Genomic DNA, 17,101 nt, shown 5'->3' with positions numbered 1-17,101 from the left:
GTCCCGCCCCCATGGCCAATCGATCCTATCTGTACAGCCTGAGCAACCGCCCCGCCAGCTATGCCGACCGGCCCGAAACGATCTGCGGCCTGTCCGAATGGCCGTATGCCGTCCCGTTCTCCTACCGCTTGCTGATGTCGGGCGATCCGCAGTTGTGCGCGTCCTTGATCGCCGACGGCCTGGAAGACGACGAGCCGCATCGGCGCACCCGGCTGTACGCCATCAGCAGCCGCTTCGAGCCCGGCCTGGCGCGCATCAAGCGTTTTGCCGAGATCGTGCGGGCGGCGGTGGGCGCCGCCGCGCCCGCGACGGCAGCGACGCCAGCGGCCGAGCCGGCGCCGTCGCTGCTCGGCAGGATCCGGCGGCTGTTCTCGTCCGCCGACGCCGCGCCGGCCGGGCCTGCGACCACGGCCCCGACCGAACTGCTGGCGGCCCTGGACGAGACCATCGCCTTTCTCGAGGCGCACCGCGACGACTACCTGCTGCTGGAGACCATCGAACTGGACGTGATGGCCGAATCGGAAGAGGCCGCGCTCAAGGCGAGCGTGGAAAAAGAGCTGGCGCGTTGCCGCCAGGCGGGCGCCGCGCTCGACGCGCTGCCGGCCGATCCGGCCGAGGCCGGCCGGCAGTTGCTGGCGGCCACCCGGGAACGCGGCGCCGCGCCGCTGGATGCCCTGCACGGATTGCGTTTGGACGACAGCTTCGATGGCGGCCGCAACCAGCGCGTGGACTACATCCTGGGGCTGATGTGGAGCGAGGTGCTGTACTTCGACCTGCTCGACCGCGCCGAATTCGAGGCGCGCCAGCGCGAGGCGCAGGCGGAGTGACACCCGGCCGGCGGCCATGCGCCGGCCCCTGCCCGCTTTGCCCCCTGCCCGCTTCGGCCCCGCTCCTACGCCACGACGCCCGCCGCCCGCCGCAACGCCTGCCGGTTCTCGCGCACCCACGCCGTCAGGCCCTGCGTGGCGATGCCGCGCGCGGCGTTGAAGGTCCGCGCCGGATCCCACGCCACGCCCCGCCCTTGCGCGAACACGGCGCGGTACTTGCGCATCGGATCGCCAGGCGCGGCGGCCAGCTCGCGCATCAGCGCCGGCACCGTCCGGGCCTGGCGCTGTGTCTCGATGCCGAGCGCCCGGTCCACCGTGTCGGCCAATTGGCGATAGCTCACGGTATCGCCGGCCACGTACACCACCTGGTTGGCCAGGCGCGGCTCGGCGCGCAGGATCGCGGCGGTCAGGGCGCCGATGTCGTCGGCGGTGGTGACGGTCACTTGCGTATCCCAGCCGCCCAGCGCATTCACCCGCCGCGCCGCCAGGTCGACCACGCCGAAGGCCGGTTCGAACAGGAAGCTGGTGAACATGCCGGTCGAGACGATCAGCCACTCCGTGGCGGACTGCGCCCGCAGCATGTCGCGCACGTCGAGCTGCTCGTCGAACAGGTCCTGCGGACTGCCCCGGCCGATGAGGTCGTAGTCGACGCCGAACTGCCAGGGCACGAAGCGCCGCACGCCGCCGTCCAGCGCGGCGCGCGCGATCTTGCGCTGCACGCCGGGGCCGCCCACGAAGCCGGTGCACGACACCACGGTGCCGAAGCGGCCGAACAGCGCGGCCAGTTCGGCGGTCGGTTGCGCCAGCAGGTCGCCGCTCACGATCTGCACGCCCAGCGCGCGCAGGGTGGCGAGATCGCGCTGCTTTTGCGGATCGTCGGTGCGCAGGGACGACGGGCGCAACAGCACCGCGAGCGTGCCCGGGGCCGCGCGCGGCGCCAGGCCGCGCAGCATGGCCAGGCCGAGCTGGCCCGCGCCCAGCACCAGGGTTGCATCGGGATTCGACATAGGAAACTCCACAGACAAGGATGAATGCGGCCGGCGCGGACATCGCGCCGCGGCCCGGCCGTCGGACGCAGGCAGTGTAGGAGCGCCCGCCAGCGCCATTGTTCGCCGCGCCTGAACACACAAAGCGCGATCCGCGAACCGGCCGCGCCGCCTCGCTTGGCCGGGCGCTTGCTAACATCGCCCTTCCCTATCCGCATCGCCGCAGGCCGCCCATGGACAAACTTCAAGCGATGACGACTTTCGTGCGGGTCGTGCAGGCACAGAGCTTCAGCAAGGCCGCGGCCACGCTGGCGCTGCCGCGCTCGTCGGTGACGACGACCATCAAACAGCTCGAAGCGCTGCTGGGCACGCCGCTGCTGCGGCGCACGACGCGCAGCCTCAGCCTGACCGAGGCCGGCGCGCGTTACTACGCCGCGTGCCAGGCCATCCTGGCGCAGATCGCCGAAGCCGAGCATGCCCTGGCCGCCGACGCGCAGACACCACGCGGCCGGGTGCGGGTGGACATGCCGGGCGCCATCGGCCGCGCCCTGGTGGTGCCGCGCCTGCGCGAGTTCGAGGCGCGCTATCCGGATATCGAGCTGGTGCTGGGCCTGAACGATCGCCCGTTGGACCTGGTGCATGAAGGCATCGACTGCGCGATCCGCAGCGGGGCGCTGGCCGATTCCACGCTGGTGGCCCGGCCGCTGGGCCGGTTGAGCTGGCTCACCTGCGCATCGCCGCTGTACCTGGCCCGATTCGGCGAGCCGGACTCGGTGGCGGCGCTGGCGGCGCATCGGGTCGTCAATTACCTGTCGAACGCCAGCGGCCGGCCGCTCGACTGGCGCTTCCGTGTCGATGGCGAGGACGTGGCGCTGGCGCTGCCCGGACGCTACGCGGTCAACGAGACCGAGGCCTATCTGCATTGCGGCCTGGAGGGGCTGGGCCTGATCCAGTTGTCCGAGCTGGCCGCAGGCATCTACCTGCGCAGCGGGCGCCTGCGCGAGGTGCTGGCGCAGGCGCGTTGCGCGCCGGTGCCGATCGCCATCGTCTATCCCCAGGCGCGCGCGACAGCGGCGGTGAAGACGTTCGTGGAGTGGGTCATCACGATCGCGCGGCAGGACCTGCCCGCCTGAAACGCGCCAGCCGGCGTGGCCTCGCCGGGTGCGACATCGCATCGCCCGCGGCGCGCATGCCGCACGGCGTGACAAATCCATCACTCATCTACAATCCGGGGTCATAGTGGTCGCCCGCCAGGGCGGCAGGTCCGTAGCCCCAGGTAGCATGACCCGCGCGAAGAAACCCGCTCCCAGAAAGAGAAGCTCCCCCTCCCGATCCCAAAGCCGCGCCGCCGGCCGCGTGCCGCGCTTCCTGCGCGCGCTGATCGTCACCTCGCTCGCCAGTTTCGGCGCCGCCACCTATGTGCTGCATCCGCAATGGAAGATGCCGGCGGCGGTCGGCGACATGCTGTCGCGCCTGGAATGGCCGTCGTTGCAACGCAGCGCGCCGGTGGCGCTGCCCGCACCCAATGCGGCGCTGGTGCAGACCGCCTTCAGTGACTGTCCGCAGTTCTTCCCGAACGCGCAGCCGCCCGCGGTGCCCGCCGCGCAACGCTTGCGCGAAGTCTGTTTTTCCTCGTTCGCCATCCTGCACAACGGCGCGACCAAGACGCCTGTGTTCGTGGCCGAGCGCCTGAACCGCCAGAACCTGGCGCAGGCCAAGGGACTGCACCGCACCGACAAGTTCTACGCCGAGGCGCGGGTGCCGCGCGCCGAGCGTTCGGAGCTGGATGACTACCGCGGCTCGGGCTACTCGCGCGGCCACATGGCGCCGGCCGGCGACATGGCCACGCCCGAGGCCATGGCGCAGAGCTTTTCGCTGGCCAACATGGTGCCGCAGGACCAGAGCCACAACGCCGGCCCGTGGAGCCGCATCGAGCAGGACACGCGCCAATACGTGATGCGGGCGGCGGGCGACGTATACGTGTTCACCGGGCCGGTGTATGGCGACCGCCCCAAGACCATCGGCGCCGGCGTGGCCGTGCCCAGCTATCTGTACAAGGTCGTGTACGACGCCACCACGCACCGCTCGTGGGTGCATTGGCAGGCCAACAGCGCCGGCACCAAGGCCGGGCCGCCGATCGGCTACGACGAATTCGTCAAGCGCACGGGGCTGCGGCTGCTGCCGCAATAAGCGCGGGCGGTGCGCGCCGGCGCCCTGTGGCGATTCAGCCCGCCGCCGTGTCGTAGATCACCGGCATGCGCCCGCGCCACCGCTCCCAGGCCGCGCCGCCCATGGCCAGCTCCGCCATGAAATGCGCGACGTTGATGCGGCTGGTGCGGCCTGCGTCGAAGATGGCGCTGCGGACCGGCGAAGGATGCGCCTCGTAGCCGCTGACGGCATCCCGGTCGACCAGGCTGTCGGGCCGCACGACGGCCCATTCGATCGCGGGATGCGCCTGGCCGACCACGACGCGCAGGTAGTCGGCGGCCGCTTCGTTGTCGGCGTGCGGCGGCACCAGCGCGCGCACCAGCGCCACCACGGCGCGCTGCGCCAGCGAGAGCGGCTCGCGCAAGTCGCGGTTGCTGTTACCGGCAGTGTTCATCAGCACGAACCTGACCGGCCGGCCCGGCGCATTCGCCATGACGGCCTCGCACAGGCGCCGCACCGCATCGGCCACCAGCCGCCGCGGCTGGCCGTAGATGCCGCGCAAGCTCATGCCATGGCCCAGGCACGACGCCACCGCCGTGCAGCCCGCCACGTGGCGCGCCATCGTGGCCGGGTCCAGGTCCAGCACGCTGGCCTGGACCAGCGACAGCCGCGGATCGCCCGCCCACGCCCGTAGCGCATCCGGCGAGCGCAGCAGCGCCCTGACCGGCTCGCCGCGTTCCAGCAGTTGGCCGACCAGCAGCCGCCCGGTCGCCCCGCTGGCGCCGACCACGAGTGTCGTCATCGCCGATCCTCTTGATATGCATGGCGTGATTGGTAACCAAGGATTGTATCTGGCCCCTTCATCGCGGATTCAGGCAAAATGAGCCGCGCGCGAGACCGCGTTGCGGCCCGGCGACGGGCACGGCAAGGCGACGCGCGCCGCATCTGTCGCATAAAAAGGAAAACGATGAAGAACGCCACCCGCATGGGCAGCCTGACCGCCGCGTTGCTGCTTGCCTGCGCTGCCGGCAATGCCATGGCGGCATCCACGCCCGCCGCCGCCTCCACGGCCCCGGCCAAGTCCGCGCCGGCGCAGGCAACGCCAACGAAGGAAACGCCGGCAAAAGACACGCCGGCCCAGCCCGCGCCCGCCACCGACGACGCCCTGGACAACGCCAATACCGGCCCCATCAGCGAGGCCGAATACATGACCCGGGCGGAGATGTCGTTCAACAAGCGCGACGTCAACGCCGACGGCTATCTCAGCCGCAGCCCCCTGCTCCAGGAAGCCACCGTCGAACAGGTCGTGGCCATGGACACGGACGGCGACGGGCGCATCAGCAAGGCCGAATACCTGGCCTACATGCTGAAGAACTTCCGCGCCCGGCCCAAATTCGAGCACGGCATCAAGCGTTGAAGGCCCAGGCCCGCTACACCCTGCCAGGCCCCATCGCCGACTTCATCGGCGACGCCCCGCTCATCGCCGACCAGGTCGGCGAATCGCCCAGCCGGGTCTACCACTTCACCCGCGGCAACGACGTCTTCTTTCTCAAGGCGTCGGCGGCGGTGTATGCGCCCACCACCTACAGCGTGCGGCGCGAGGCGCAAGTGCTGCAATGGCTGGCCGGCCATCTGAACGTGCCGGAAGTGGTGCGGGTGGCGGACAACGCCGATGGCGAATTCATGCTGACGCGGCGCGTGCCCGGCGTGCCGCTGCAGGCGCGCATGGACGATGCCGACACCGCCATCGGGCTGTTCGGCGAGGCCCTGCGCCAATTGCGCGCGGTGCCGGCGGACGATTGCCCGTTCGACGCCGGCGCGCCGATGCGGCTGCGCGAGCTGGACTATCTGCTGGCGCGCGGCCTGTGCGCCGACGACCACGACCTGACGCAATGGCCCGGCCTGGCAACGCCGGCCGACCTGGTGGCGCGGCTGCATGCCACCCTGCCGCGGGAAGACCCGGCGTTCAGCCATGGCGACCTGTGCGACAACAACGTGTTCGTCGACGAACGCGACCGGCTGCATTTCATCGACCTGGGCCGCGGCGGCGTGGCCGACCGCTGGCAGGACGTGGCCTTCATCCACCGCAACCTGCGCGACATTTCCGAGGACGCGGCGGCCACTTTTCTCGGCACCCTGGACGTCGCGGACGACCCGGCCAAGCGCCGCTTCTTCGAACAGCTGGACGAGCTGTTCTAGGGCGCTGGCCCGCGGATACGCGCGCATCCGCGGGACAGCGCACCGGCCTTGGCGCGCAGCCGTGCGCGCCGCCGTCACGGGCCGCTGGTATCCTCGTGGCGATTCTGTTAACGATTGGATACACAAGACGGAAATCGGCAATTACCCCGCCGGACCCCGCGTGCTAAGTTACGTCCCCGTTGATGCGGCCATGCGGCGCGCCAACGGCGATGCGCTTCCCCCTTCCTTTCTTCACGACCATCATGCACAACAACCAAGATCGCGCCCCGGCCCTGGCCGGCAAGAAACGGATAGCCGGCCTGCGTGCGGTCGCCCTGGGCCTGGCCCTGGCCGCGACCGCCGCCACCTCCCTGGCGGGCGACCTGCCGCCGCGCGGCGGCGCCGCCACCCAGCCGCAGACGCAACAGCCGCAGACGCAACAACAGGCGCAACCCCAGGACGAAGGCCGCCTGCCGCCGCGCGGCGAGCCGGCCCAGCAGGCGCCGGCCCGCACGCCGGCCCCGGCCCCCGCGCAGCAGCAAGCCCAGGCTCCCGCCGGCACCGAACAGAAGACCGAGATCAAGAGCCAGGCCGCCTATGAGCGCCTGCTGCACAACAGCGGCATCAGCGTGCAATGGCTGTGGACCGACGCGCGCGGCAAGCTGAACGCGGTCGACGACAACGACGTGGTGCGCCTGGAAGGCGGCCACACCAACGAAAACGGCTCGGTGACGATCAAGGGCCAGGTGCTGTCTATCTCGGCCGACCGCTTCACGTTCCGCGGCACCATCCTGATCGTGGACGCGCCGGACAAGGGCCGCCGCTGCGAACGCACCGGCGACTACGAGTTCCGCGCCACCGGCAAGCGCAAGTACTGGCGCCTGCAGCAGATGGAAGCGTGCGGCGGCCTGACCGACTACGTCGACATCTACTATTGATCGACGCGCTGGCCCCGACGCGGCGCCCCCGGGCCGCCGCGCCGGGTTCAATGCCCGTGTCTACAAATGGCGATGGCTGCACGCCATCGGCTGGCCGACCAGCTCGCCAACCAGCCGCGCCAGCGCCTCGGCGCTGCCTTCTTCCAGGCAGTTGGCGCGGATCATGCGAAACCCCAGCGCCATGCTGAAATGCCAGTCCAGGTCGAACAGGTGGTAATCGCGCCCGTCGGCCGGATTGCGCCAGCGCACCGCCGGGTCCTCGTACGCCGCGCCGATGAAGTCGACGTGCGAGCCGAACGGCGGCAGTTCCTCCAACGGTTCATCCGAGCCCGGCAGGCTCGGCATTTCCAGGTTCTCGCCCACGCCGACGTACGGCTCGGGCCCCTCGTAGGCCAGCAGGATCACGCTGAACCCCGTCGGGTCGGCGTCGTAATGGGCGCGTTGCCCGGGATTGAGCAGCGCGCGAGCGGCCGGTCCAAGGCAGAAATGCGGGCTGCGCCAACTGCTGCTCTCGTCGTCGAACGACGGATCGGGCACGATGCCATGCGCCGCGAGCAGCGCCAGCGTCTCTTCCATGGTGTCGTGATGCCGCACCGGCACTTCGGGCGGCAGATGGCCGGCGGACTGGTACAGCGCGATCACGTCGCCGGTCGTGCGCAGGCCTTCGCGGTACTGGAACGAGCCCTCTTTCAGGCCGGCCAGGCCGAGACTCAGGGTGTCCAGGGCCTCGCGTGGCACGCGATCGCCGCGCGGCTCCAGCAGATAGCCGCCGGCCAGCAGGCGCGCTTGCAGCGCCGGCCAGTCGGGCGGCGGCAGATGGGGGTAGCGGGGAAAGATGAACTGATGATGTTCGGACATCCTGGGCAAGCCTCGTAATAGCGTATTCTTTGACGTTCAGGCAACCGCAAGGATATCTTGAATGAACCCGACCTTAATCAAGTGGCTGACCAGCGTCGGCTTTGGCCTGGTCATCGGCCGCGCCGCCTACGGTGTCATCAACTCGCTGCTGCAGATGGTCTTCGGCGTGGACCAGCCCGGCGCCCCCTTCGACCCCGAGGCGCTGGATCGCATGCTGATCACCGGCAGTGTGCTGTGCCTGGTGGTGGCGGGGGTGACGGCGGCCGCGCTGCTGCGCGTGGCCGACAACCGGCGCCGCATCGCATGGGGCTGCCTGGTGCTGGGCGTGACCCTGATACTGACGCTGGCGGCCGCCCTGCCGACGATGGACCTGGGTTCGCATCCGGCGGGGTCCTCCGAGGCGCGTGACGCCAAGACGGCGTTCTTCTTCTGGATGCTGATCTTCGGCCTGCCCTACCTGGGCGGCGGCCTGGCGCTGACGATCGGCGGCGCCGTCATGCTGCGCAAGTTCCGCAACGCGCCAAGGTCGGCGGCCTGACGCGGCCCCGGGGCATGCCGGGTACAATTTCCCCCGCGCTTGCCCTTGCCATCCCCCTTGCCGTTCCACCTGTCGTCCAAGCTTCTCGCCCATGTCCAATCTCATCGTCCACGGCGGCACGCCCCTGCGCGGCCGCGTCATCCCGTCGGCCAACAAGAACGCGGTGCTGCCGATCCTGTGCGCCACGCTGCTGACCGACCAGCCGCTGCGGCTGCATGGCGTGCCCGACATCACCGACGTGCGCAAGATCCTCGACATCTTCCGCACGCTGGGCAGCGAAGTGCGGCTGGATGAAAGCACCCGCACACTGGACCTGCATCACCGCGACACCACGTTCGACGCCGCGCGCCATCGCCTGCCGGAAGAGATGCGCTCGTCCATCATGCTGGTGTCGCCGCTGCTGGCGCGCTTCGGCGTGGCGCGGCTGGAGGACAACGTCAAGGGCTGCACGCTGGGCGTGCGCGAGATCGATCCGCACGTCGACATCTTCCGCTCGTTCGGCGGCGAGGTCGAACGCGCCAGCGGTTCGCTGCTGGTGCGCAGCGCCGGCCCGCTCAAGCCGACCCATCATTGGCTGGACTACGCCTCGGTCACCACCACCGAGAATTTCGTGCTGTGCGCGGCCGCCGCGGCCGGCGAATCGACGCTGACCAATGCCGCGTCCGAGCCGCACGTGCAGGAGTTCTGCCGCTTCATGACGATGATGGGCGCCAACATCGACGGCATCGGCACCTCGCGCCTGACGGTGCGCGGCGGCGCCACCCTGCGCGGCGGCGAGTTCACCTTCGAGGAAGACTTCCACGAGATCACCACCTTCCTGGCGCTGGGCGCGATCACCGGCGGCGACGTGGTGGTGCGCAACAGCACGCCGTCCAATTTCCCGCTGATCGACCGCACCTTCGCCAAGTTCGGCGTCAGGATCGTGCACGAGAACGGCTGGTCGCGCGCGCTGCGCGACGGCCCGCTGAAGGTGCAGACGCCCTTCACCAGCAACGTGCTGACCAAGGTCGAGGCCGCGCCGTGGCCGTATTTCCCGGTGGACCTGCTGCCCATCTTCATCGCCCTGGGCGTGTGCGCCGAAGGCAACGCGATGTTCTGGAACAAGGTCTACGACGGCGCGCTGGGCTGGACCGGCGAGCTGTCCAAGTTCGGCGCGCACGTGTTCTCGTCGGATCCGCACCGCGTCATCACCTTCGGCGGCAATCCGCTGACGCCGGCGGTGGTCGAAAGCCCCTACATCATCCGCGTGGCGATCGCGCTGTTCATGATCGCCAGCAGCATCGAGGGGCGTTCCGAGATCCGCAACGCCACGCCGATCCGCCGCGCCCACCCGCGCTTCGTCGAGAACCTGCGTAGCCTGGGCGTGCAGGTCGAATGGACCGCCGAGGAATAGCGCGGGCGGTTTCCTATAATCCCGGGATTCCTTCAAACGGCGCTTCGGCGCCCTTTTGCTTCCCAGGATCCCTACATGTCGTCGATTGCCAGCCAGGATGTCCACGTGTCCACCCCGCAAGGCCGCCTGTTCGCGCGGCGCTGGGATCCCGCCGGGCGGGATGCGGACGCGGCGCCGATCGTGCTGCTGCATGATTCCCTGGGCTGCGTCGAACTGTGGCGCGACTTCCCCGAACAGCTGGCCGCGGCCACCGGCCGCGCCGTCATCGCCTACGACCGTCTGGGCTTTGGCCGCTCCGATCCCAACCCCGCCACGCTGACCACCGGCTTCGTCGAGGCCGAGGCGCGCGACGGTTTCCAGGCCGTGCGCCAGGCGCTTGGCATCGGCCGCTTCATCGCCTTCGGCCACAGCGTCGGCGGCGGCATGGGCATCTGCTGCGCGGCGACCCATCCCCAGGATTGCGACGCCCTGATCACCGAGTCGGCCCAGACCTTCGCCGAGGACCGTACCCTGGATGGCATCCGCGCCGCGCAGCGCAACTTCGCCGAGCCGGGCCAACTGGACCGCCTGAAGAAGTATCACGGCGACAAGGCCGCGTGGGTGCTGAGCGCCTGGGTCGACACTTGGCTGTCGCCGGCCTTCGCCGACTGGAAGCTCGACGACGCGCTGCGCCAGGTCAAATGCCCGGTGCTGGCGCTGCACGGCGAAGTGGACGAGTACGGCTCGGCCGCGCACCCCGAAATCATCGCCCGCCTGACCGGCGGCAAGCAGGCGCTGCTGGAGAACTGCGGCCACGTGCCGCACCGCGAGCAGGCGCACATCGTGCTGGACCTGGCCGGCCAGTGGCTGCGGGGCGCGGTGCCAGGCTGATTGGCCGCCAGGGCCTGCGCAGGCAGGCCCTTTGCCGGAAGGGAAAACCCCAGGGGCGTATTGGCGCAAAGGTTGTATACACTCTTTGCACACCATAGTACGCGCCAGGCTCCGTCCAAGTGTTGCTGCTGTAATTGGTCCGCCCGGCTTCCTTTACGGCCATGCCCAACCTTGGGCCAGGGAGCTCGCCATCGATATCCGAAATCCTTCCCCCGGTCTCTACAACGAAGACCTGGCCCCCACGAAGGAACGCCGCTGGGGCGCCTTCAGCATCTTCAACGTCTGGACCTCGGACGTGCACAGCCTGTGGGGCTACTACCTGGCCGCCAGCCTGTTCCTGCTGTGCGGCAGCTTCGTCAACTTCCTGATCGCCATCGGCCTGAGTTCGCTGGTGATCTTCTTCCTCATGAACCTGATGGGCTATGCCGGCGAAAAGACCGGCGTGCCCTACCCGGTGCTGGCGCGCGCTTCGTTCGGCATCTGGGGCGCCAACCTGGCGGCGCTGGTGCGCGCGGTGGTGGCGTGCTTCTGGTATGGCGCGCAGACGGCGGCCGCGTCGGGCGCCATCGTGGCGCTGCTGGTGCGCAACGACAGCCTGCTGGCCTTCCACCAGAACACGCAATGGCTGGGGCATTCGGGCCTGGAGCTGATCTGCTACGTCGGCATCTGGGCGCTGCAGCTGCTCATCATCCAGAAAGGCATGGAAACGGTGCGCCGGTTCCAGGACTGGGCCGGCCCGGCGGTGTGGATCGCCATGCTGGTGCTGGCGGTCGGCCTGTGCATCAAGGCCGGCGGCTTCAGCCTGGAGCACGGCATCCCGATGGACGTGCTGCTGGACAAGACCCGCGACGCCGGCGTGACGGGCGCGCCGGGCAGCTTCTGGGCGCTGATGGCGGTGGGCGCCACCTGGATCACCTACTTCGCCGCGCTGTACCTGAACTTCTGCGATTTCTCGCGCTACGCCCGCGACAAGCAGGCGGTGAAACGCGGCAACCTGTGGGGCCTGCCGGTGAACCTGGTGGCCTTTTCGCTGGTGGCGGGCGTCACCACCATCGCCGCCTACAAGGTCTACGGCGAGGTGCTGCTGCACCCCGAGCAGATCTCCACCAAGTTCGACAGCTGGGTCCTGGCGCTGCTGGCCGCGCTGACCTTCGCGGTGGCCACGCTGGGCATCAACGTGGTGGCGAACTTCGTGTCGGCCGCCTTCGATATTTCGAACGTGTTTCCCAAGCGCATCAATTTCAAGTGCGGCGGCTACATCGCGGCGCTGATCGCGCTGGTGCTGTATCCGTTCGCGCCGTGGGAAGGCGGCGCGGCCCACTTCGTCAACGCCATCGGCGCCACCATGGGACCGCTGCTGGGCATCATCCTGGTGGACTACTACCTGGTGGCCAAGGGCCGCATCAATGTTGCGGCGCTGTATGACGAGCATGGCGAATACCGCTACCGGGGCGGCTGGAACATGAACGCGCTGGCGGCCACCGGCATCGGCAGCGTGTTCTCGACCATCCTGCCCAACTTCACCGACCTGCTGCCGGCCTGGTGGGCCACCTATGGCTGGTTCTTCGGCGTGGGGATCGGCGGCGGCGTCTACTGGGTGCTGGCCACGCTGCGCCCGCGGGCCATGCCGGCCATCGCTTGACCGGTCCGCCGCCGGCGCCTCGGCGCCGGCGGCGGCGCGCGACTCGACGCGCGGGCCGCAGTCGCGGTACCCTGCATGCGATACTTGCCATCCCGTGGCATTGCGCCCTTGCATGGAGCCCCGCCCCATGAGTCACCTGGTCTTGCTGCTGCTCGGTGTCGACTATCTGCACAAGCGCGCCCGCGCCCTGATGATCGGCGGCTGGCTGATGCTGGCCGCAGGCGCGTTCGTGTTCCTCGACGCCCTGGACAACGCGCTGTACTTTCCCCTGAATTTCTTCGCCGCGCTGCTGGTGGCCGAGGGCATCGCGACGCTGGCCATCGCCAAGTCCGGCGTGGGCGGCCAGCGCGTGCTGCGCTACACCAAGGGGGTGTTCGTGCTGGTGGCCGGCACACTGGTGCTGGCGGGCCATCATCACGGGCATTTCGTGCTGTCGATGATCTTCGGGCTGCTGTTCCTGGTGGACGGGCTGATCCAGTGCATCGCCGCCTACGTGGTGCGCTACCAGCGCTGGCGCGTGGTGTTCGCCTCGGGCGTGGCCGAGGTGCTGCTGGCGATCTTCTTCTTCCAGCCCTACCCCACCCACTATGTCGGCACGGTGCCCTACTGCATCGGGCTGTTCCTGGCCATCTCGGGCCTCAAGCTGCTGTGGCTGGCGCGCCGCGTGCGCAACCTGGATGCCAATCCGGCGCTGGCCACCAACCCCGACCCCGCCTTCATGCCGACGCGCGCCGACGGCCCGGCGCAGAAGGTGTTCGACGGTCCGCCGCAAGCCAGCGAGCGCGCCCTGACCGTGCACGTATGGACGCCTTCGGGCTCGGCCAAAACCGAGACGCGCAACTACCCGGTGGTCGACCGCTACATCGCGGCGGTGGACATCAACGGCGTCGTGTCCACCGGCCATGCCGCGCTGGAATCGCCCGAGGGCATCTACATCAGTCTCTATCCGGCCGTGGAGATCGACCACTCGCCCGAGCAGTTCGGCACGCTGCTGCGCGCCACCGCCGACAACAACGTGCCCGGCGTGTACCAGCCCGACTACGCCACCGAGTCCAAGGCCTGGTGCCCGTCGACCATGCAGGTGCGCATCCGCAATTACGACGCCGCCAAGCTGCAGGCGTTCTGGGACGAGTACCGCAAGACCGAGATCTACAACCTGACCCACCGCAACTGCTCCAGTTCGGTCTCGGCCGCGCTGGAAGCGGCGCTGGACGGCGTGGTGGGCCGCCTGCACGGCCCGCGGGCCGGCTGGGCGGTGCTGTGGCGGCTGCTGTTCACGCCCGAGTTGTGGGTGGCGGCGCAGATCCGCAAGCGCGCCCTGACCATGGCCTGGACCCCGGGCCTGACGCTGGACTATGCGCGCGCGCTCAGCATGCTGGCCGATCCGCGGCCGTTCGGCTGGTGGAAGATGTCGCAGGCGGCGCTGCGCCAGATCGCGGCGCTGCGCGCCGGCTGGCGCCGCCAGGACCGCGAGGCGGTCGCCCGCAATACCCAGACCCAGTCATGACGGCGCTGCTGGCGGCCGCCGTCGTCGCCGGCGCCCTGTGGGGCGCGCTGGCGCTGTGGTTCCAGTCGCCAGGCCGGGGCCGCGCCCGCCTGCTCGCGCCGCTGGCCTGGGTGGCGTTGGCCGCCGCCGCGCTGGCGGGACTGGCATGGGGCTACCTGCTGCCGGCCGCGCTGTTCGGCGCGCTGTTGCTGGCGCTGCTGGCCTGGTGGATCTGGGGCATGCGGCCCTCCAACGACCGCGACTGGATGCCCGAAGTGGCCCGCGCCACCCATGGCGAGGTCCATGGCGACCGCCTGACGCTGCACGACGTGCGCAACTTCGATTGGCGCTCGCGCACCGACTTCGACGCGCGCTGGGAAACCCGCCACTATGACCTGTCGAAACTGGCATCGGTGGACCTGGCGCTGTCGTATTGGGGCCGCCCGGCGATTGCGCATGCCCTGGTGTCGTTCGGCTTCAGCGACGGCCAGTACGTGGTGTTCTCAGTGGAGATCCGCCGCAAGCGCAACGACACGTTCTCGGAAATCGGCGGTTTTTTCCGCCAGTATGAGCTGTCGGTGCTGGCCTCGGCCGAGGAAGACAGCCTGCGCGTGCGCACCAATGTGCGGGGCGAGGACGGCTATCTGTACCGCGTCCACATGCCGCCCGGCGCGCCGCGCAAGCTGCTGCTGTCGTACGTGGACACGGCCACGCGCCTGCGGCGCCAGCCGCGCTTCTACAACACCCTGACGGCCAACTGCATCACCATCGTGTACCGGCTGGCCGACAAGATCGTGCCGGGCCTGCCGCTGGACTACCGCCTGCTGCTGTCGGGATATCTGCCGGAATACCTGTACCGCCTGGGAGCGCTGCAAGGCGCTGGCAGCGTCCAGGCCTACCGCGCCGCCGGCCGCTACACCGACCGCGCCCGCGCCACGCGCGATGCGGCGCAATACTCGCGCAATATCCGGCGTGGCGTGCCGGGCGTGCCGCCCGCCGAAGCGGACGCGTGACCGTGGCGATGGCCGCGCCTCAGGTCAGGTTCAGCCCGCCGTCCGACAACAGGATCTCGCCCGTCAGGTAGTCGGACTGCGCCAGCCACGCCACTGCCTGGGCGATGTCGTCCGGCTGCGCGGCGCGGCGCATCGGCGCCCGTTCGCGCCACAGCTGCTGCGCCTGGGTCCAATCCCGCGTCAACGGCGTGTCCACCAATCCGGGCGCCACCGCGTTGACCCGGATCGACGGCGCCAACGACACCGCCAGCAGACGCGTCACATGGTTCAGCGCCGCCTTGGCCGCCGCATACGGAATCGACGCGCCCTTGGGCCGCACGCCGGCATGCGAGCTGACGTTCACCACGCAACCCGGCCGGCCCCGCGCCGCGGCCGCCGACAGCGCGGCTTGCGCCTCGGCCACCAGGCGGAATGGCGCAACCACGTTGACTTCGTGCATCTCGTGCCAGACCGCGGGCGTGGCCGCGGCCAGGTCGCCGTGCGCGATCACGCGGCTGATGCCGGCGTTGTTGACCAGCACGTCCAGCCGGCCCCACGCCGCCACCGCCTCGCGGACCAGACGCACACGGTCGGCGTCGACGGCCAGGTCCGCTTGCACATAGACGGCCGAACCCAGCTCCGCGGCCAGCGCCCGGCCCGCCTCGGCCGACTGGCGCGAATGCAGCACCACGGCATAGCCATCGCGCGACAGGCGCCGGGCAATGGCGGCGCCGATGCCGGAGGTGGAGCCGGTCACCAGCGCCACGGGAAGGGAATCATGCATCGTGTCAGTCGTATGAGAGTGCATCACGGAAGGAGGATGCCACAGGTTACTTGCGGGCTTGCCGGCGTGCCTGGCCGACGCCCCGCGCCAGGCTGTCCAGATACGCGCACAGCATGTCGGCCAGCGCGTCCGCGTAGCCCTCGATCTCGGCGTCGGTGCGCGGACTTTCGGAGAACTGCTTGCCGACGGCGCTGAGCGTGTGGGTGATGAGATCGCCCGCCAGGACGCGGGTGGCGTCAGACGCGTTGGGTAGGGCCTCTTCGAGAAACGCGAGCACGATGCGGCCGCCCTCTTCCTTGGTGGCGCGCGCCTCGGGCGCATCGCGATACAGCGGCGCCGCGTCATTGAGGGCGACACGCATGACGGCCTCTTCGCACTCCGAGCGGACGAAGGCGTGCACCAGGTTGCGCAAGCGCTGCGGCGGCGCGTGGCGCGCGTCTTCGAGCAGGCGCCGCAGCAGATCCGAGGTCTGCTGCCATTCCTGCGTCTGCAGGCGATACAGGATGGCGGCCTTGTTGGGGAAGTATTGATAGAGCGAGCCGATGCTGACGCCGGCCTTCTCGGCCACGCGGGCGGTGGTGAAGCGCGCGGCCCCTTCCTTGGCCAAAACCTGAGCCCCCGCCTGCAGGATGGCCGCGACCAGCTCGGCCGAGCGGGCCTGCTGCGGTTGTTTTCTCTCGGAAAGCCGGGTGCTGCGGCGTGTGGTCATGGCGGCGCGCGAAATGCGAATAGGGAAATGCGACGAATTCGTCGTATTCTAAACCCCTGCCCCCCGACTGGAAACCCATCATCATGACCAACACCCTGACCTCTGCGCCCCTGCCTGCGCTGCTGGACCGCCTGTTCACCCAGGCCGACGCCTCCTGGTCGAATGCCGACCCCGCCCTGGCCAATATGTCCGACGCCGAGCAGGCGCGGCTGATGCGCAGCAAGACCGAATACCGCGAGTTCTACGGCCGCATGAAGGACCTGCCGCTGGCGGTGTCGCCCGAGACCGGCACCCTGCTGTACATGCTGGCGCGCAGCACGCAGGCCCGCTCCATCATCGAATTCGGCGCCTCGTTCGGCATTTCGACGCTGCACCTGGCGGCGGCGTTGCGCGACAACGGCGGCGGCCGGCTGATCACCACCGAATTCGAGCCTTCCAAGGTCGCCCTGGCCAGCGACCATCTGCTTGAAGCCGGGCTGGCGGACCTGGTGGAACTGCGCCAGGGCGATGCGTTGCAGACGCTGGCCGCCGACCTGCCCGAGCGCATCGACCTGGTGCTGCTGGACGGCGCCAAGGCGCTGTACTCCGACATCCTGGCCTTGCTGGAAAGCCGGCTGCGACCCGGCGCGCTGATCGTGGCGGACAATGCCGACCATTGCCCTGAGTACCTGGCGCGCGTGCGTTCGCCGGACTCGGGCTACCTGTCGACGCCGTTCGGCGACGACGTCGAGCTGTCGATGCGGTTGGGGTGA

The 17,101-nt window shown here is 69.6% G+C and carries 17 protein-coding genes and 1 pseudogene; 13 read left to right on the top strand and 5 right to left on the bottom strand.

What is annotated here, in order from left to right:
• Positions 1-827, top strand: a pseudogene (locus tag DK459_RS17380) (hypothetical protein); the annotation flags it as partial.
• A 65-nt stretch (positions 828-892) separates the two neighbouring features.
• Here DK459_RS17380 and DK459_RS17375 read toward each other — a convergent pair.
• Complete coding sequence (locus DK459_RS17375; RefSeq protein WP_024069340.1) at positions 893-1,834, bottom strand: aromatic alcohol reductase; 942 nt, start codon at positions 1,832-1,834, stop codon at positions 893-895.
• A gap of 212 nt (positions 1,835-2,046) precedes the next feature.
• Between DK459_RS17375 and DK459_RS17370 the strand changes: the two genes are divergently transcribed.
• Entirely contained in the window at positions 2,047-2,946 is a 900-nt protein-coding gene (locus tag DK459_RS17370) for a LysR family transcriptional regulator (protein WP_006386343.1), read from the top strand.
• A gap of 148 nt (positions 2,947-3,094) precedes the next feature.
• Positions 3,095-4,003 (top strand): DNA/RNA non-specific endonuclease, encoded by a 909-nt coding sequence (locus tag DK459_RS17365; protein WP_080564238.1) that lies wholly within the window; start codon positions 3,095-3,097, stop codon positions 4,001-4,003.
• A gap of 34 nt (positions 4,004-4,037) precedes the next feature.
• Here DK459_RS17365 and DK459_RS17360 read toward each other — a convergent pair whose 3' ends face one another.
• Entirely contained in the window at positions 4,038-4,763 is a 726-nt protein-coding gene (locus DK459_RS17360) for an NAD(P)-dependent oxidoreductase (RefSeq protein WP_006386341.1), read from the bottom strand.
• Between the two features lie 165 nt (positions 4,764-4,928).
• Between DK459_RS17360 and DK459_RS17355 the strand changes: the two genes are divergently transcribed.
• The 3 genes from DK459_RS17355 to DK459_RS17345 all read left to right on the top strand — a co-directional run bounded on the left by DK459_RS17355 (position 4,929) and on the right by DK459_RS17345 (position 7,077).
• On the top strand, positions 4,929-5,378 hold the full coding sequence (locus DK459_RS17355; protein WP_006386340.1) for an EF-hand domain-containing protein: 450 nt from the start codon (positions 4,929-4,931) through the stop codon (positions 5,376-5,378).
• Positions 5,375-6,160, top strand: coding sequence for an APH(3') family aminoglycoside O-phosphotransferase (locus tag DK459_RS17350; protein ID WP_006386339.1), 786 nt, complete (start codon positions 5,375-5,377; stop codon positions 6,158-6,160). The genes DK459_RS17355 and DK459_RS17350 overlap by 4 nt, the downstream gene beginning before the upstream one ends.
• Before the next feature lie 242 nt (positions 6,161-6,402).
• Entirely contained in the window at positions 6,403-7,077 is a 675-nt protein-coding gene (locus DK459_RS17345; protein ID WP_038504954.1) for a hypothetical protein, read from the top strand.
• A gap of 60 nt (positions 7,078-7,137) precedes the next feature.
• On the opposite strand, the gene DK459_RS17340 is transcribed toward DK459_RS17345, so the two are convergent.
• Positions 7,138-7,935 carry a hypothetical protein gene (locus tag DK459_RS17340; RefSeq protein ID WP_006386337.1) on the bottom strand — a complete coding sequence of 266 codons (798 nt, stop codon included), beginning with the start codon at positions 7,933-7,935 and terminating at the stop codon, positions 7,138-7,140.
• Between the two features lie 61 nt (positions 7,936-7,996).
• Here DK459_RS17340 and DK459_RS17335 point away from each other — a divergent pair, with 61 nt between their 5' ends.
• The 6 genes from DK459_RS17335 (at position 7,997) to DK459_RS17310 (ending at position 14,877) form a co-directional block, all read left to right on the top strand.
• Positions 7,997-8,473, top strand: a complete 477-nt coding sequence (locus DK459_RS17335; RefSeq protein ID WP_024069343.1) for a hypothetical protein — start codon at positions 7,997-7,999, stop codon at positions 8,471-8,473.
• A 91-nt stretch (positions 8,474-8,564) separates the two neighbouring features.
• Positions 8,565-9,866, top strand: coding sequence for a UDP-N-acetylglucosamine 1-carboxyvinyltransferase (locus DK459_RS17330; RefSeq protein ID WP_024069344.1), 1,302 nt, complete (start codon positions 8,565-8,567; stop codon positions 9,864-9,866).
• Between the two features lie 75 nt (positions 9,867-9,941).
• A complete protein-coding gene (locus DK459_RS17325) occupies positions 9,942-10,736 on the top strand; it encodes an alpha/beta fold hydrolase (protein WP_054471831.1) in 795 nt (264 codons plus the stop codon).
• A gap of 190 nt (positions 10,737-10,926) precedes the next feature.
• A complete protein-coding gene (locus tag DK459_RS17320; protein WP_035182450.1) occupies positions 10,927-12,378 on the top strand; it encodes an NCS1 family nucleobase:cation symporter-1 in 1,452 nt (483 codons plus the stop codon).
• A 127-nt stretch (positions 12,379-12,505) separates the two neighbouring features.
• On the top strand, positions 12,506-13,885 hold the full coding sequence (locus DK459_RS17315; protein WP_006384613.1) for an HdeD family acid-resistance protein: 1,380 nt from the start codon (positions 12,506-12,508) through the stop codon (positions 13,883-13,885).
• Positions 13,882-14,877 carry a DUF4105 domain-containing protein gene (locus DK459_RS17310; RefSeq protein ID WP_038503845.1) on the top strand — a complete coding sequence of 332 codons (996 nt, stop codon included), beginning with the start codon at positions 13,882-13,884 and terminating at the stop codon, positions 14,875-14,877. The genes DK459_RS17315 and DK459_RS17310 overlap by 4 nt, the downstream gene beginning before the upstream one ends.
• Positions 14,878-14,896: 19 nt before the next feature.
• On the opposite strand, the gene DK459_RS17305 is transcribed toward DK459_RS17310, so the two are convergent.
• Together DK459_RS17305 and DK459_RS17300 are read right to left on the bottom strand one after the other, a co-directional pair.
• Positions 14,897-15,640 (bottom strand): SDR family NAD(P)-dependent oxidoreductase, encoded by a 744-nt coding sequence (locus DK459_RS17305; protein WP_024069348.1) that lies wholly within the window; start codon positions 15,638-15,640, stop codon positions 14,897-14,899.
• A 46-nt stretch (positions 15,641-15,686) separates the two neighbouring features.
• A complete protein-coding gene (locus DK459_RS17300) occupies positions 15,687-16,349 on the bottom strand; it encodes a TetR family transcriptional regulator (protein ID WP_053497957.1) in 663 nt (220 codons plus the stop codon).
• 83 nt (positions 16,350-16,432) lie between these two features.
• Between DK459_RS17300 and DK459_RS17295 the strand changes: the two genes are divergently transcribed.
• A complete protein-coding gene (locus tag DK459_RS17295; protein ID WP_020928233.1) occupies positions 16,433-17,101 on the top strand; it encodes an O-methyltransferase in 669 nt (222 codons plus the stop codon).

The sequence above is a fragment of the Achromobacter sp. RW408 genome (assembly GCF_003184165.1).
Classification (GTDB): Bacteria; Pseudomonadota; Gammaproteobacteria; order Burkholderiales; family Burkholderiaceae_B; genus Achromobacter; species Achromobacter xylosoxidans.
The sequence above is the reverse complement of the archived record's forward strand: the minus strand, read 5'-3'. Positions and strand labels throughout refer to the sequence as shown.

Coding starts and splice junctions, on each gene's coding strand:
- DK459_RS17375 (WP_024069340.1), bottom strand. CDS start 1,834: ATGTCGAATCCCGATGCAACCCTGGTGCTGGGCGCGGGCCAGCTCGGC.
- DK459_RS17370 (WP_006386343.1), top strand. CDS start 2,047: ATGGACAAACTTCAAGCGATGACGACTTTCGTGCGGGTCGTGCAGGCA.
- DK459_RS17365 (WP_080564238.1), top strand. CDS start 3,095: ATGACCCGCGCGAAGAAACCCGCTCCCAGAAAGAGAAGCTCCCCCTCC.
- DK459_RS17360 (WP_006386341.1), bottom strand. CDS start 4,763: ATGACGACACTCGTGGTCGGCGCCAGCGGGGCGACCGGGCGGCTGCTG.
- DK459_RS17355 (WP_006386340.1), top strand. CDS start 4,929: ATGAAGAACGCCACCCGCATGGGCAGCCTGACCGCCGCGTTGCTGCTT.
- DK459_RS17345 (WP_038504954.1), top strand. CDS start 6,403: ATGCACAACAACCAAGATCGCGCCCCGGCCCTGGCCGGCAAGAAACGG.
- DK459_RS17340 (WP_006386337.1), bottom strand. CDS start 7,935: ATGTCCGAACATCATCAGTTCATCTTTCCCCGCTACCCCCATCTGCCG.
- DK459_RS17335 (WP_024069343.1), top strand. CDS start 7,997: ATGAACCCGACCTTAATCAAGTGGCTGACCAGCGTCGGCTTTGGCCTG.
- DK459_RS17330 (WP_024069344.1), top strand. CDS start 8,565: ATGTCCAATCTCATCGTCCACGGCGGCACGCCCCTGCGCGGCCGCGTC.
- DK459_RS17325 (WP_054471831.1), top strand. CDS start 9,942: ATGTCGTCGATTGCCAGCCAGGATGTCCACGTGTCCACCCCGCAAGGC.
- DK459_RS17315 (WP_006384613.1), top strand. CDS start 12,506: ATGAGTCACCTGGTCTTGCTGCTGCTCGGTGTCGACTATCTGCACAAG.
- DK459_RS17310 (WP_038503845.1), top strand. CDS start 13,882: ATGACGGCGCTGCTGGCGGCCGCCGTCGTCGCCGGCGCCCTGTGGGGC.
- DK459_RS17305 (WP_024069348.1), bottom strand. CDS start 15,640: ATGCATGATTCCCTTCCCGTGGCGCTGGTGACCGGCTCCACCTCCGGC.
- DK459_RS17300 (WP_053497957.1), bottom strand. CDS start 16,349: ATGACCACACGCCGCAGCACCCGGCTTTCCGAGAGAAAACAACCGCAG.
- DK459_RS17295 (WP_020928233.1), top strand. CDS start 16,433: ATGACCAACACCCTGACCTCTGCGCCCCTGCCTGCGCTGCTGGACCGC.